Here is a 14,758-nt window from a genome sequence, read left to right as displayed (position 1 = left end):
CTCAATGGGTGTTAAATACGACTTCATCGATAAAATACTTGAACAACACCAACTGGTTACGCCAGATTTAAGGGTTTTAAGGCCCGATTATGAGCATTATAAAGCGTTTGTATATCAGCATAGTGGAGAGGTCGTTGTCAATGTAACAGGAACACCATCGGTAAAGAATGCGGATGCTAAACTTGCCGCTGAAAAGCATTTGGCTTTTTTTGAGCATGCAACCAGGGAAACCTTCGATTTGTTAGTCACCCCGGAATACTCTTGCCCACTGTCCGCACTTCAGGACTTTGTTAAATCAGCGGGTTTTGATCAGCCGGGCAGCCTGATGGTTGTCGGGTGTGAATCTTCGACTTTAAATGAGCTTGAAAATTTCAGGAATGATTTGAATTCGGACACTTTGGTCGTTTTGATGGAGTCGGAGGTGTTCGCCTCGAAGGAAAATAAGTTTGTCGATCCTGTCGCCTATGTGTTTGTGACCAAAAAAGCAGGGCAGGATCAATACATTCGGGTCGTTTTATTTCAATTTAAAACCTACCCAATGGGAGCTACGCCCGTTGAAAATGAATTTATGGCTTTTGGTACGAAGCGGTACATTTTGCGTAACGATGAGGAGTCGATTTACCTGGCCACAATCATATGCTCAGAAGGATTGGAAATTGATCTGGAAAGAGACTTAAGGCAGTTTATAGACAAACCTTATCTGTTATTGCATCCTCAACTCAACCTATCCCCAAGAACAGCAAATCTAAAACGCTACCGCACTAATTTCTTCAACAGCTGTTCGGAGGATACCAGCGTCGAAATATTCTGTTACAACTGGGCAAAAGGTAGTACCATCGACGGCAACGTCCTGACTTATGCCCATTCCGCTATTTACACTAAAACCAGGAAGATTTTAATTGATGATCAGCGGATCAATGGGAATGATAAACTCGGACTTTATTATAACCATTGGAAAAATGCGAAGTCCAGTATTCTGATTTTTGATGAAAACGAAGCGGTTTTTTGTTTTTCAAATTCAAAGGTTTCTAAACGACGGCTAAATGTTCAAAACCAGGCCCGTTACGGACCAAAAATGCTTGAACGACTGGTATGGGAAGATAAATGGGTAGTAGTCGATAACAGTTTGATCCAATCACTGGTAGAATATTGCCGCGAAATAGATGGAGATTTTGAATACTTCTTTAATGAAAATATGAGTTTCATCGACCGGGAAAGGTTATTGAGTATAACGGTCGGGAAAATTTCCGGAAAGGAATGGACCTCGCCTGACGGGAACAAATTCTTTGAGATTTCTGATGATGAACATTCAAACAGAATTAGCCTTTTTCAGGACCCGGATACGCAAATTTCGAAAACTGGTCTCTTGAATATGTACGCTGCGTTTTCGACCAAACTGATGAAAACCGTTGACTGGATCCCTGAAAATGGTTTTTTTCAAGACCTGATCAGCGATCGTAAGATTCATTACAGTTATCCTAATTACCATTATAATGTAGTTGGGGCAAATGGACTTCCCGCGTGTATTGTATATGCCGGGGATATTCACCCATTAAAGGTAGGAGAGTTGCGTGCGATGATGCTTAAATCACACCCGGATGACAATACGTTTCCTAACAGATTGCTTATAGTCTATAATCACAAGGGCGATAGGGCGGTCGATCCGGAAAAGGTAGCTCCTAGTCCTAGTTATTCAACCAATAATAACGATAACCCAACGGCAATAAACAAAACAAAAGAACCATGACGATCGAAGAACTCATCAGACAACTTGAAAAATACTATAAGTCCATTGAGCCGATAACTGATAAAGTTGTAAAAGCTTCCCGGTTTTATAAGGACATTCCTTATCAGACTTTTTACTTTGATTTGTCTGGTTCGATCACGGCTAACAAACTGGGCGCTTATTTAAAAAGTACCATTACCGATGATTATTTTGCTAATCGGAATGCGATGCAATGGAATTATTATGTCGTATTTTTAGTTGAACAGGAAATTGAGGCACAAGATAGATTTGCCATTGAATCTGATCTTGACTTTGCACGAAAATTTGTGCTGAATAAAAATGCTCTGGCAGGTTGGCTTCAGCGGTTTTATGAGGTCGGCACTACCTCCGACTCACAAATTATCGATAAGGGCCTGGCTGAAATCTGGGGAGAAAAACTTGGAGAACATGGACTGGACTTTTTAGTGGAAAGGTCATTGCCGGTCAATTTGGGCGTGGAAAGAATTATTTCCGGTGATTTTCCCGGGACCTCTGATAAAAACAACAACAATGAATGGGTTGAAGACCATGAGGTATACTTCGGGGCTATCCAGGAATTGAAAACAATAAAGTACCGGGAATATCCGAAATCGGATGTGCCCTTTGGTTTTGGCAAGGTTAATCTGATTAATGGAGCAAATGGTCATGGAAAGACTTCTCTCCTGGAAGCTATCGAATATTTTTATACCGGCGATAATTTCAGGAACGAGGAGGCCGTTTCAAAAAAAGACTATGAGATCCAGGTCAGGTTGGAGGGAGAGACTGATTATCGTGTTTCTAAAAGCGATTTGGCCATTTTTGACGAAAGAGATCGTGTTTGGTATAATGGTGCTAAAGGCCGTTCTGGAACTGCACTTGCTTTAAATTTTAACAGGTTTAATTTTTACAATACAGATGCCTCTTTCCGGTTGACGTTAAACAAAAATGAACTGGATGTCGAAAATGCATTCCGTGATCTGGCCCTGGGTGAAGAAATTAATCAGTTGAAAACTCATATTAAAGCTTACCAGGAAGAACTTAGACAGGGGTTTGAATGGAAAGGGCAATTGTGCCTTGAGTACCAAAAAGAGATTGATGAGGCTGCTGATACTTTAAATCAACTCTCCCGCTCAAGGGATGATTTTTCTATTTTGTTTGCCGAATTGACCGATCTGCTTTCTAAGAGTAGTATCAATATTCCTTCTTACAACCCAGAATTGCCTAATCTGGAGGAGATCAGGCATAATTTAAAAGAATTCAACGCAAATCTTAATCATTTACTAAAAGAGGTGGATTGGTTGCCGGAAGTAACCTTAAGAACAGTAAGAGAAGAATATAAAGCGTTAAATGCTATTTATGGCACTGCTAAAAAATTGAATGTTGAACTAGAGGAAATGCGCGAGAATGTAGGTCGTGTTGAAAAAGATAAGCGGCTGGCATTGCAAAAAAATAGTTTGCTCAAGATCCTGTCAAGTCTCATGAAGGAAGGAGTGACCGCGACAGATCCAAACTACAAAATTTATTTGGAGTTGAGCGATAAAAAAAAGCACTCTTTTGCGAGCTACGCTGATATGAAAAAGCATTACGAATCCAGGTATGCAAAACTTCAGTTCACCATTCCCCAATATATAGATCAATTACAATTCCGGCTACGAGAGCTTAGACATGCCCAAAGTGTAGCCAGAATATCTACGAGCTGGGCACGCGAACGTCTGTCGGAGGCGCAGACAATAGTTTCCACTATTTCTGATTATGGATTTGAGTATCTGAACATAGTCCCTGGAGTTTGTATATGCCCGCTCTGTAAGACCGGGTTTGAATCATTTGAAAAATTAAAAGGTGGCATCGAATTGGATCTTAAACTTTTAAATGAGCGCGGGAATTTTGTGGATACCTTAAAAGAAGAACAAAAAATCAACAATGAACTTCACGATTCATCTTATGATTTTGACAGGATTCAGTCTTTGGAGTTTCGTGCCATACAGTGGAAGGGTAGTAAAAAAATTGATCTGCAATCCGACACAATTGAGCACATTATCCGGGTGATCTTTGATCGGATTAAAAAGAAACTTGACCAAAGTGAATCTTCGATAGAGGAAACTAATCGTATTATTGACTGGGGCAATAAACGAAAGCTCCAACTGGAACAGCTTGAAAAGGTGCGAAGGCAGCTGGATGATTATGTCCCGGCAGAAATCACAGGATCTGCTGAAGAAGTAAACGATACTATTTTAGCATTGGAAAATGAGGTGAGAAATTTCAATGAAGAACTCGGTAAACACACGACCGCAATTGATGCTTTGTCTCTCCAACACTACAATTTGTTAAAAGAATTTACTCCAATTGAATCAAGGAGGCAGGGGCGGCATTTAGAGCAACCGATTTTGAAGCGAATCGACTGCCTGAATCATTATGCTGAAAATTTCATTAATTATCAATATATGGTCTATGATCCTGACAGGCGTGTGCAGGATGTTTTAGAGGAAACAGAACATTTGTATGAGTTTGTAGATCAGTTGTGCTATGATTTGACGTTAAAAGAAAGAAGTGCCAGTTTGTCTCAACAGGCGATGGAAACCATCGATGATCGGAACGGCCAGTTAAAACGACTTAGGCCGGAGATCAAGCGCCTGGAGGATGCTTTGGATGCTATTGACTCGCTTCATGAGCATTATAGTGAGGCAGATTATTTCAATAATTTTCTGCTTGCTAATAAAGAACAAATAAAGGCTATATTTCTTACCATTCATGCCCCTAAGGAATTTACAGACATTTTAATTAGCGGGGGCAAAATTCAACTGCTAAAAACGAATGGTGAGATCAGCGATCTTTTCACGATCAGCACCGGGCAACGGTCAGCACTGGCATTAGCGGTATTTTTAACGCTTAATAGCAAAGTTAAAAAGGGGCCACAGCTCATCATATTCGACGATCCTCTTGCTTTCACTGATGACCTTAATATTTTGTCTTTCCTCGATTATCTCCGGGAAATAATTTCGGGTAGTTCCGGTGGAAAGCAACTTTTTTTTGCTACCGCAAATGAGAATCTCGCATTTCTTTTTAATAAGAAATTTGATGTGTTCAAGGATGCATACAAGAATATTGTTCTTAAGCGATGAGTTCGAACTGCCGCCCCAATTCGTTTTATGATTTCCTTAATTCATTTAAACTGATGATTTAAAAGGTGTCTGGGTTAATATTTTAGGATAGCCCTTCATTTCAATACGTGATAGCTTTAAAATTCAGGCGGTAAAATACAGCACCGCAATACCCTGATATCCCGGCAACGAGCCCACCGGCTATACCACTAATGATGGGCACCAACCACCAGGTTTGTAATTGCAGCATGTGCGCGACCCTTAGCGCGAGAATATTATCGTTGGAAAGGCTAAAAAATAATGCAGAAATGGTCCACAAAATAAATATTGCCAGAAATGATTGAAAAAAAGCCATTCTGCCACTGGATTTCATCAACAGACACGTCAAAAATGAAACCGGAACTATAATCCACCATTGGAGGAAAAATTGTGATAAAAGACTGAGTATAATAATGATTAAGAATGCCATTACTTGCTAATTTCTAATTGTTTGATAATTTTTTTCGACTGATCTTTTTTATCCTTCAAAAAGAGGAGTTCGTTAAGTTCCCCGGCTGCCCAGGTATCGATCATATTGTCATAGAACCGGCTGCCGGGATTACCAGACTGACCACCCGGATAAATGCCATAACCTTTAGGAGTTTCCCCCATTTCAACGACCATTCTCCAGGACGGGCCATGAAAACCGTTCAGGGAATTGATGGTTCCTTTAGCCCCGCCAATATCCAGGTCTTTGGAGCCAAAACCCGGTATTTTTGCCATATGGGCAACATTGGTACGCTTATAAGCAGCCCAGGCCCATTTATCGCCGATCGTTCCCATTTTCTTTGTCAGCGTATCCAGGCTGAACCGGAAGGACTTGCTGATGAGATCCTGCAAGGTTTCCTTTTCCTTCGTTTTGACGTTGTCAAAATAGCTGGAAGCAGGATCGTTTAGCAGAAGTTCAACCGTACGGTCTCTGGAAGGATACCGCATCGGTACTCCCTCCACTGTGAATTCATCATCCCATATCTCATAGAATAACCTTTCAGCCATCACGTCAAAAATCGTTGCTGCGGGTTCATGGGCGTCATATCTTTTGTTCCAGATTCTCAGATAGTCATACGCCTTTCTTTCTGCCGGAGAAAGTTTCTCTTTTTCCAGATTTTTCAACAGGACAGGCAGGATATTTTCAGCAAGGATGCTGTAGCTGTCGAGTTGCATTTTTCGCATGGTATCCACTGTAGCTCCATTCATTTTTCCAAGCAGCTGGTTGATCCTTTTACCCCGTTCATAAGGTTCAAATTCCCAGTTGATGTAATAAGGGTAGCTCTGGTCGGTCGGCGATTGGTTGGCAGAGCTGACAAATTTTCGTTCCGGATTTTTTACGTTCGGATTCTGTGATGCAGGAATACGTCCATGCCAGTCATTTTCCGGCCTGGAACCATCAAGTAAGAATTTACCCTGGTTTTTCCATTTTAAAGGGAACTTTCCGGCAGCGGTGATTGCAATATCATTTTCATTACTGGCGAAAATAAAATTCTGTGCTGGAGCGGAATAAAAGGTTAAGGCCTTTCTGTAATCCGCATAATTAGTTGCATGGTTCAGGTGATAGAAAGTCAGAAGTTCGTTAGACTCATCATGAACTACCCAGCGTAATGCACTTCCGGTTGGAACATTGTCGGCAAGTTGATAAGATGGTTTTTTAAAATAGACGATCGGGCCATGATGGGTATAGTACACGGTATCAATAACGGGCTTCCCGTCCCTGGTCAGTATCTGCTCAACGCGTTTCGTTACCGGTGCCCAGGCATTGTTATACCAGTACATCTGTCGCTGTTTATCCTTAAACCTGATCTGATAAAAATCGAGCACATCAGCGGCGACATTGGTAACGCCCCAGGCAATTTTTTCATTAAACCCGATGACGATACCGGGTGCTCCGGGCAGTGATACCCCATAGGTATTTCCTTTTGTGGTATGAAGTTGTATCTGATACCATAGGGAAGGCAACGTGAGCATCAGGTGGGGGTCGTTGGCTAAGATGGGCTTTCCGGAAAGGCTTTTTTCTCCCGATATTGCCCAATTGTTACTGCCGATGCCTTCTACTTTTTCATGCGTTTTCACATTGGTTTTTGTTTTCGCGGCAGGGAAAGCAGGAGCAGCAGGGACCGGCAAAGTGCTGAAATCCCATTTTGTGCCGGCAGGGATCATCGGATCTTCTCTGAAAGGATAATCGGGAAACAAGTCGTCCGTAACCTGATTGCCAAACTTTTGCAGGATATTACTCATATAGAACTCGTTTGATCCCATGGCCAGAGCTGCAGACATCTGTTTGAGCAGCAGGGCACATTTGATGGGGGTCCACAACTCCGGTTTATAATCCAGCAGTTTAAATTCTATCGGATAATCGCCCTCAGATAAGCTGTTGATGTAAGCGTTAACCCCATCCGTATAAGCCAGGACCATCTCACGACTTTTTTCGTCAGACATCATCCCCTTGAGTGAATTTTCCGCACCATACACCAGGCCCATTCTTCTCTGGTAACGGTCGATCTCGATTGCGCTGTGACCTACAACTTCACTGATCCTTCCGGCGGCATATCTGGTCTGAAAATCCATTTGCCAGAGTCGGTGCATGGCAGTCACATATCCTTGTGCAAGATAAAGGTCGCGGTCGTTGGTGGCAAAGATGTGCGGAACCATTTTATCATCAAATAATATGCTGATGGAGTCTTTGGCCCCAGGTATGGATATTTTTTCGTCTGCCAGTCCGCTGCGCTCTGCATTTTTCCAGAATCCCATAAACGGGTTGAGAAATTTGAGAACCGGAGGGATGTCGCCAATTTTTTTGTTGCAGAAGAAGATCAGTAATATGGGAATGATGATACAGAGTGTACTTTTAATTTTATTCATTTTTGAACATTGGGTATACAATTTAACGATTCCTGCTATGGTGTTGTTAAGCCGGGATTTTATCAGAGGACAGCATCTTCAGGTATCTGAAATGAGAAACTATCGAGCTGTAAAGCGATTTTCTTTTATAGGGCAGGCCATGCTTGATGGCTAAACGTTCAATCATCCTGGTAATTTCAACATAATGGATATGGCAGATATTGGGAAAAAGGTGATGTGCAACATGCGTATTAAATCCGCCAAAAAACAGGTTCACGATCCTGTTATATGGTGAGAAATCTATGGTCACTTCCAGCTCATGTTCTTTTTTATGTTTCTCGATAACTCCGGAAGCATTGGGCTCAGGAAAAACCGATTCATAGATCTGATGGTTCAATACGCCTACAATGGTAAACAGGATACTGGCAACAACATGTGCAGTCAGGATGCCCAGAAGAATTGTACCTGCAGGCAGATCGATTAAGATCAGTGGCAAAGCGATGATGAAGAAAAGGTACAGCAGCTTATTTAAACAAAGTTCTGCCAGTTTGAACCGGGGATGTTTGATTCCACTGTTGTTGCCCAGTTTTTTTCTTGCGTATACGGTAAAATCCAGCGAAAAGATGTAATAAAGCACAATCAGGCAATAAATTACCGGTGCATAATAGACCTGATATTTATGGATGGGCTTTACCTCCTGATTTCTGGATAGCCTCAGTATGGAATATTCCTCCAGCGGAATGTCATACCCTGTTCCCTCGATACTGGTAAAAGCATGGTGAACACGGTTGTGCAAGAGGTCAAATATATACGGATTGAGTCCGATCAGGGTCAGCGAGTTCAGCAAAAGCCGGTTGAGTCCTTTTTGCCTGAAAAAGGTATTATGGGAAGCATCATGTCCGATATTTAGAAAAATACCAGCCATCCCCAGGCCGAGAACCACCTCCAGAAGAAAGAATACAGGCAGGCTGTAACTTCCCAGGATCAGGAAAATATAACTGAACAGATAAGCTGCCAGGGTTAGCCCGGATTTGATCAGCATTTGGACATTCGCGTATTTGCTCATCTTCTTTACAGAAAAATAATCATCCACACTACTTTTGAGCTCTTCATAAAAAGGAGAAGTTGCCGTTTTATATTTAATTACCATAACTACTTCTTTTGAGGTTCAAACCAATGGGCTTTTCAATAATTACCTTTGTCATCCGGCACCATTTTTTTGTCAGCGCATACAGGTCTTCGTAACCGTGAACAAGACGCCTGACCTCCGGATCATCCTTAAAGGAACAGGGAATAAGGAGCTGTGTCCCTGTGATGGAAACCTTGCCATCCATTTTCAATAACTCCACCTGAGTGATGAGCTCTTCGGTTCGCTTACATATTTTCCAGATGACCTTTAACCGTTCCACATTGGCAAAATAAGGGAGCCAGCCAATGAAAGAATTGTTGTTCATGTCATTTTTTACCGGACGGATATACTGGTCATAAAAATGCCATCCTTCCTTTCCCATACCATTCAGGCAGGGGAGGGTGGCGCCTTCTGCATCCTGTTCGAACGTATACAGGCGGTAAAAGAGCGGGCCCAGAGAAGTATGATAAATATTGCCTAATGTGTAGCGGTCTTCATCAGTTAACCGCTGCTCAAATATACACCGGGTTGCCTTCATGATCTGCGACTGGCGGTGTCCTGCATTGGAATGCAGGTATTGCAGGTTCAGATAGACCCTGCTGAGCAGGAATGTGGTAAATACACTGGTGATGATGGAAGTGAGGATCATATCAGTTGTGGTTAAGCGTAATAAATAGAACAGATGATTTCCATCCTGTTTTTCACATTTGCAATATCCAGAAGGAGGATCTTCCGGTTTTCGGTTGTCAGTCCGGATTTCATCAGTGCCTCCAACTGAAGCGGAAGTGATAAATTATACGGATCGCTGGAAGGCCATTCAAAATGGCCCGAAATAACATTTCGCTCCTGCATCCATGCAGGGAAGCTGTCGTCTACAGGCATTGAGCAGAGGACATCATCCAGGTCAGATAAGATCAGACTTTCCCTGTCTAACAGCTTTTCTACAAGCGCTCCTATAGCATTAAAATCCTGTTGATGTAGCTTTTCGGATGGAATCTTTTTGGCGATCAGTTTGTTGTCCTGCCATTCCGAATAGAAGGAACTTTCCGGGAAACCAGCGGCGACGCGGGCGATGCTGCCATATTCAAAATTTCCAAAACCCTTTTTGTTGTCCGAAGCAGTAAGGATCAGGGCAGTACCTGCCTCTACGATATCCAGTGAATCCAAACCGTATTGCCTGTTGTTGTCTACCTCAGAACTCGCCAGCAGGGCCATATTTGATTTTCCGGAAATGATCAGTTCACTTGCCACCTGACAGGAGCTGAGGAAGCCCATTGAACCGTTATAAATATCGAAGGCAAAGGTTGATTTTCCTTCTCTCACCAGCTCTTTGCTCGAATTGATTTTGGTTTTGCCCGTCAGAAAGGAAGCGATGGCAGGTTCATAAATGTAATCGTCACGCAGTGTACCATAATAAAGCACCAGGTCTATTTCATTTTTCGGGCCGTCGAGGTTTTTCAATGTCTTTTCAGTGGCACCGTACAACATTTCCATTCCCGATCGTACGGTTTTCGGGTCAAAGTCAACTTCAATCTGCCTGATTTGTACCCTGGGTCTTTCAATCGCTGCTGTTTCCGCATTCGTCGTTTTTACCTTCTGCTTTTCTATCGTTCCTTTTTTTACCCGATCAGGAAGATCATCAAATTTGTAAAGCGCAGTGCCCAGGTTTAATCCGGAACCGCTAACCGAATAAATCACCTTCTCATTGGCTTTGATCCGTCCATTGATCATGTTGTCAATAGTGGCCAGGAAATAAGTTGTTGAGGCCGTATTTCCGCGGTTTTTGATGTTGTCTATAATGTTGCCGCTATGCAGCACCTCCTTATTAAAAAACTTATTCAGCTCCCTGGTGGCGTTGAGAATGGTGGTACTGGATGCCTGGTGCATGATGAAATGGTCGAAATCGACACCCCATCTGTTTTTCTCCAAAGTATTCAAGGCATGACGGGCAGCTTCGATATAACCTGCTTCACCCATCCTTATTGCATCTGTATGAATGATAAAGCCGCCATGTGTTCTTTCTGTAGGCTGGATGATACACAAATCGCTGTATTCTCCCATGGTGAACAGGTCAAGGTCCTGAAAGCCGGTTTCTCCGTTTTCACCAAGCTCAACAATCATGGCCAACCCCGCGTCACCTGCAGTCAACGCTGCAATCTTGCGGTCACTGATTCCTTCCACTTCCCGCTGCGCAGTCTTTGTCACATGACTTAAATACTCAGAACTGAAGATCAGACATTTCTTTGCAGAATTGTTTTTGAGAAAAGATTCTGCAATCACCAGTCCTGTGAATATCCCCGCGCAGGCATTGGAGATGTCAAAATTCTGTGCATTCGACATGCCAAAATGTTGTTTAACATGGTAGGAAAAGGAAGGGTCAATCTGTATGGCAAGTTTGCCATCTAACCTGAAAATACCACAGCTGATGATCAGGTCAATATCGTCTGGCTGGTATTTGGAAATGCTGAGACATTGCTGTATGGCCTCAATGGCAAGCGAAAGGGAATCTTTTCCTTCCGGCAGGTTCCTCACGCTCTCGATACCGGTGATTCTTTGCATCGGAAACCTGATGCGCTCCGAACAGCCGTTTACAATGTCAACTGCGGAAACTTCCGTTTCAGGCAAATACTTTCCGATGCTTTCGATGACCATATTCTTTTTCAGGACATCAATAACATGATCACCATCCGCCGATAGAGAGAGGTCTCTGAGTGAACCCAGAAGCGAGAGTTCTTCCGGCTGGGCCTGGATGCCGGCTCCGATACTGATGCCTTCAGACCTGGATGAAACCATCGCCAGTTCTTTTATCGTCGGATATTCAAAGATCATTTCAGGAGAAAGGGCCATTCCCTGTGCCGATGCCATCGCAGTAATTTTGACACTGGAAATCGAGCTGCCACCCAAGGAAAGAAAATCATCAGTAGTGCTGATGGATTGCAGGTTCAGCACTTCCTGCCAGATGGCGAGCAGCATTCGTTCTGCATCGTTGCCGGGTTCAATAAGCGTTTTTCCGGCAGCGGCCAGTTCTGTGTTTTCTGCTATCCGAAGTGCATTCCTGTCGATCTTGCCATTCGCCGTTACGGGGAATTTCTCAACAGTAACGAATTTTGCAGGAATCATATATTTGGGTAATCTCGTGCTGATTTCGCTCCTTACCCGGAGCATGTCGATGAGAAGTCCGTTGTTTTCAAAATAGGCAACCAGTTGCTGGTTACCTGCACCAAACTCGTCCACTAAAACGATGGCCTGTCCGATGCCATCAACCTGACTGAGCACCGTTTCAATTTCTTCCAGCTCAATCCGGTAACCGTTCAGCTTGATTTGAAAATCCTCTCTGCCCATGAAATATACATTTCCCTGCTGATCGTACTTGGCACGGTCGCCGGTTTTGTAAAGTCTTTGCCCGATGTTTTCAAATTGCCAGTTGATAAATTTTTTAGAAGTCTGTTCTTCATCCCGATAATAAGCGGTTGCTAAACCTTTTCCGCCCAAATACAGATCTCCCGCAATTCCGACAGGTACCGGCCTTAGGAATTTATTCAGAATAAATACCTGCGTATTTGCTATTGGTTTTCCTATGGTAACCCGTTCAATCCGGCTGTCAAATTCATGTGTCAGCGACCAGATCGTTGTTTCCGTTGGGCCATACATATTCCATATGCTGCCGCAGACCTTCTTTAGCCATAGGGCCAGGTCCTTCGGAACACTCTCGCCTCCGCAAAGAACCTTTAGTTGTTTGTTGCCGGCCCAGTTTGCCTCCTTTAGCAATTTAAAGAGCGAAGGAGTGGCCTGTATAACTGTAGGCTTGTATTGTGCGATCACGGAGATCAGCTTTTCGGGATCAACGATCGCCTCATGCCTGCATACGATGGTTGTTGCCCCGCTGATGAGTGGCAGGTAAAGTTCAAGTCCGGAGATATCAAATGATATGGAGGTAACCGCCAGCATGCGGTCGCCCGTTTCTATTCCGGGTCTTTCCTGCATCGAACGCAGGAAGTTTGCCAATGCTCCATGCGAAATTGCGACCCCTTTCGGTAAGCCGGTTGAGCCGGAAGTATAGATGCAATAGGCGATTGATGCTTCGCTTAATTTTTCTGCATCATATTTGACAGGACGCATTGTGATCGATGCGAGCGCATCCTCAATGAAGATCAGATCGGTTTGCAGCCCCAATCCGGAGATGTAATTTTTAAGAGACCTGTGGCTCACAACGAACTTGCTTCCCGAATGGGAAATGATGTAACTCACCCTTTCCTTCGGATATAACGGATCTATGGGCACATAGATCGCACCAATTTTCATAATCGCCAGCAGGATAGGGAGCAAGGCCCCGTTTCTTTCAAAGATCAGGCTGACGAAATCTCCTTTGCGAATGCCACGTTCAGAAAGATAGGATGCATAATTGTCGGAGGCAATATCCAGCTCCTCATAGCTCAGACTGGAATCTCCGAACACAACGGCGGGCTGATCCGGTAAGGTAACCGCCATAGCGGCAAACAGATCCGGGAAAGTACCTGAATTTCCGAAATCTTTGCCTGTATCATTCCAGTCGTATAAAATGACCTTTCTTTCCGCAGGGGGCAAAGCATCAATATCGGTCAGAGCCGTAGAAGGGGCAACTGTCATTTCGGTTAAAACCGAGATAAATCCCTCTTTTAATCTCTGGATAAATGACTCTTCAAACAGGTCCGTATTGTATTCAAATGAAAGTATGATTTCCTCTGCGGTCTTATCGGTTACATTCAGCGTCAGGTCGAATTTCGAATAAGTCCCTTCCATCCGTTGGATGCTCGTCTGCAGATCTCCAAGTTTAAGCGCCGTATCAGGAAGGTTTTCATAGCTGAAGAGTGCCTGGAAAACAGGATTATGACCTGAATTGCCGGGCATATTTGCTGCTTTTACAATGTCATAAAAAGAGATCTCCTTGTTTTTCAGGACATTGGTGAAGTCCTTGCTGATATGGGAAACGAGGTTTTGAAAGGTATCCAGCTGGTCGAGTTTAGTCCTTAGGGGGAGCGTTTTTACCAGGAAACCGATGATGTGTTCCAGTTCTTTACGTTCCCGATTGGCATAAAGTGTACCCACTGTAATGTCGTCCTGACCGGAATACCTACTCAACAGCACCTTAAATACCGCCAGAAGTGTTACAAAAGAACTCGTACCCAGCTTGGCTGATAGTGCCCTTAATTTCAGGGTTAAATCTGTCTCAAGACTGATTTGTATGGTACTTCCTGCATAACTCTGTATTTTTTTTCTCTGGCCAATGGTTGGCAGCTCCAGCAACTCAGGGCTTTTGTCCAGGTATTTTTTCCAGAATTCAATTTGCCTGTTATAGTCGTTAGAATCCGAAAAGTCCATTTCTGAACCTACATAGTCTACATATTGTATGTCGAGAACCGGTAATGCGGTAGCCTCCGTAAGACCGGTTCTTTGCGTATAAAAGGCAGATAAATCGCGAAGCAATACGTTCAGCGACCAGCCGTCGGCAATAGCGTGGTGAAGAACGACAAGGAGCATGTATTCTGAATCTCCTTTATCGATCAGGTAAACGTTAAAGAGCCGGTCTTTTTCAAGGTCGGGAGCCATATGAATCTTCGCCTGTACAAAGGTATTAATGGCTTCTTTGTCCGTTAACTGCACAACAGGCAGTTCATAACCGTTAATGTCAGTGATCGTCTGGAACAACTGGTCATTGTCGAAAACAAAAGAGGTTCTCAGTGGCTCATGTCTGGATAGAAGATCCACAATACATGCCCTGAGGACTTCCGGGTCTAATTTACCCTTGATATGAACAAGTCCGGACATATTGTAGGCTCCTTTTACCTGCTTGAACTTTGACAGTATCCAGAGTCTTTCCTGATCTTTGGAGGCAGGAAATTGAAAGATTTTTTCTTCTATGGTCTCCATTTTTGT

General features: G+C 43.4%; 6 protein-coding genes. 2 read left to right on the top strand and 4 right to left on the bottom strand.

Going from position 1 to position 14,758, the window contains the following annotated elements:
- The first annotated feature begins 4 nt into the window (after positions 1-4).
- Both AAFF35_RS16660 and AAFF35_RS16655 read left to right on the top strand, forming a co-directional pair.
- Entirely contained in the window at positions 5-1,747 is a 1,743-nt protein-coding gene (locus AAFF35_RS16660; protein ID WP_342327658.1) for a hypothetical protein, read from the top strand.
- A 206-nt stretch (positions 1,748-1,953) separates the two neighbouring features.
- The gene (locus AAFF35_RS16655) at positions 1,954-4,863 is read left to right on the top strand and encodes an AAA family ATPase (protein ID WP_342327657.1); all 2,910 of its coding nucleotides are present in this window, start codon (positions 1,954-1,956) and stop codon (positions 4,861-4,863) included.
- A 447-nt stretch (positions 4,864-5,310) separates the two neighbouring features.
- Here AAFF35_RS16655 and AAFF35_RS16650 read toward each other — a convergent pair whose 3' ends face one another.
- The 4 genes from AAFF35_RS16650 to AAFF35_RS16635 are packed head-to-tail and all read right to left on the bottom strand — an operon-like array spanning position 5,311 to position 14,752.
- Positions 5,311-7,737: a penicillin acylase family protein gene (locus tag AAFF35_RS16650; protein WP_342327656.1), complete on the bottom strand. Its 2,427-nt coding sequence runs from the start codon at positions 7,735-7,737 to the stop codon at positions 5,311-5,313.
- 46 nt (positions 7,738-7,783) lie between these two features.
- On the bottom strand, positions 7,784-8,866 hold the full coding sequence (locus AAFF35_RS16645) for a fatty acid desaturase (protein ID WP_342327655.1): 1,083 nt from the start codon (positions 8,864-8,866) through the stop codon (positions 7,784-7,786).
- Positions 8,856-9,494, bottom strand: a complete 639-nt coding sequence (locus AAFF35_RS16640) for a hypothetical protein (protein ID WP_342327654.1) — start codon at positions 9,492-9,494, stop codon at positions 8,856-8,858. Before AAFF35_RS16640 ends, AAFF35_RS16645 begins: the two co-directional genes overlap by 11 nt.
- A gap of 11 nt (positions 9,495-9,505) precedes the next feature.
- A complete protein-coding gene (locus AAFF35_RS16635; protein WP_342327653.1) occupies positions 9,506-14,752 on the bottom strand; it encodes an amino acid adenylation domain-containing protein in 5,247 nt (1,748 codons plus the stop codon).
- Positions 14,753-14,758 lie beyond the last annotated feature (6 nt).

Origin of the sequence: Pedobacter sp. FW305-3-2-15-E-R2A2, assembly GCF_038446955.1 — a bacterium.
Lineage (GTDB): Bacteria > Bacteroidota > Bacteroidia > Sphingobacteriales > Sphingobacteriaceae > Pedobacter.
Note: the sequence above shows the minus strand (reverse complement) of the source record. Positions and strands in the feature narration are given on the sequence as shown.

Bases quoted from the DNA above. Each gene is read 5' to 3' on its own strand.
- AAFF35_RS16640 (WP_342327654.1), bottom strand. From the start codon at position 9,494: ATGATCCTCACTTCCATCATCACCAGTGTATTTACCACATTCCTGCTC.
- AAFF35_RS16660 (WP_342327658.1), top strand. From the start codon at position 5: ATGGGTGTTAAATACGACTTCATCGATAAAATACTTGAACAACACCAA.
- AAFF35_RS16650 (WP_342327656.1), bottom strand. From the start codon at position 7,737: ATGAATAAAATTAAAAGTACACTCTGTATCATCATTCCCATATTACTG.
- AAFF35_RS16655 (WP_342327657.1), top strand. From the start codon at position 1,954: ATGCAATGGAATTATTATGTCGTATTTTTAGTTGAACAGGAAATTGAG.
- AAFF35_RS16645 (WP_342327655.1), bottom strand. From the start codon at position 8,866: ATGGTAATTAAATATAAAACGGCAACTTCTCCTTTTTATGAAGAGCTC.
- AAFF35_RS16635 (WP_342327653.1), bottom strand. From the start codon at position 14,752: ATGGAGACCATAGAAGAAAAAATCTTTCAATTTCCTGCCTCCAAAGAT.